At 74.9% G+C, this 1,437-nt stretch carries 1 protein-coding gene; it reads left to right on the top strand.

Annotated elements, in window-relative coordinates; translation table 11 throughout:
- A partial coding sequence (locus HGA02_RS19055) for an FtsK/SpoIIIE domain-containing protein (protein WP_281357228.1) occupies window positions 1–1,437 on the top strand: 1,437 nt, incomplete at both ends.

The following is a 1,437-nucleotide window of genomic DNA, read 5'->3' as shown; positions in this document are numbered from 1 at the left end:
GCCGCGTTCGCCGCGCGCCTGCTGGTGCTGTCCGACGACCACGGCGACGTGGCGCAGGTGCTGCCCGCGGTCGACGCGGCGCTGCGGCCCGCGGACCTCGGCGTGACGGTCGTGCACCTCGTCGAGGACCGGCGGCACGAGCCGTCGGACACCGCGGTCCGGCTCACGGTCGACGCCGACGGCTCGGTCGTCGTCGAGGACCTGCGCGACCCCGACGCCGTCCCGGTGCGCGCGACGGTCGACGACGTCCCCGTGCCCCTCGCGTCGGGCCTGACGCGCGCGCTCACGCCGCTGCGCCTGTCGTGGGAGGACAGCGTCGAGGCCGGCGAGGCCGCCGCGATCGGCACGGACGCCCTGCTCGGTGTCGAGGACGTCCGCCGCATCGACCTGCGCCGCACGTGGGCGCCGCGCTCGTCGCGTGACTTCCTGCGCGTCCCCGTCGGCGTCGACGACACGGGCACGCCGCTGCTGCTGGACCTCAAGGAGTCGGCGCAGCTCGGCATGGGCCCGCACGGGCTGTGCGTCGGCGCGACCGGGTCCGGCAAGTCCGAGATGCTGCGGACGCTGGTCGCGGCGCTCGCGATCACGCACCCGCCTGACGACCTCGCGATGATCCTCGTCGACTACAAGGGCGGTGCCGCGTTCGCGCCGTTCGCGGACCTCCCGCACGTCGCGGGCATCATCGACAACCTCGCCGACGACGCGGGCCTCACCGAGCGCGCGCGCGCGAGCATCGCCGGGGAGGTCGTCCGCCGTCAGCAGGTGCTGCGCGACGCGGGCTCGTCGCCGTCGATCACGCACTACCGCGAGATGCGCGCGACGACGCGGCCGGACCTGCCGCCGCTGCCGCACCTGCTGCTGGTCATCGACGAGTTCGGCGAGCTGCTCACGGCCGACCCCGACTTCGTCGACCTGCTGCTGACGATCGGCCGCATCGGCCGGTCCATCGGCATGCACCTGCTGCTGTCGAGCCAGCGCATCGAGTCCGGCCGCTTGCGCGGGCTCGAGACGTACCTGTCGTACCGGATCGGCCTGCGCACGTTCTCCGAGGCCGAGAGCTCGGTCGTGCTCGACACGCCCGACGCGTTCCACCTGCCGGCCGTGCCCGGGTACGGGTACCTCAAGGTCGACACGACGGTCTACCAGCGGTTCCGCGCCGGCTACGTGTCCGGGCCGCTGCCGACCGACGACGTCCCCGAGCCCGAGGTCACCGACGAGACGCGCCGGCCGCTGCTCGTGCCGGTCCACCACGGCGTCCTCGCGGCCAACGGCATCGGCGACGGCGCACCCGGCGAGGTCGAGCTCGTGCGGCCGTCCGTCGGCGCGTCCATGGTCGACGTCGTCGTCGATCAGCTCGCGTCCGCCGCCGACGCCACGACGCCCGTCTGGCTGCCGCCGCTGCCCGCGCGCGTCGCGCTCGGGGGGCTGGTCGGCGAG

The organism is Cellulomonas septica, from assembly GCF_012396155.1.
Taxonomy (GTDB): domain Bacteria; phylum Actinomycetota; class Actinomycetes; order Actinomycetales; family Cellulomonadaceae; genus Cellulomonas; species Cellulomonas septica.
Note: the sequence above shows the minus strand (reverse complement) of the source record. Positions and strands in the feature narration are given on the sequence as shown.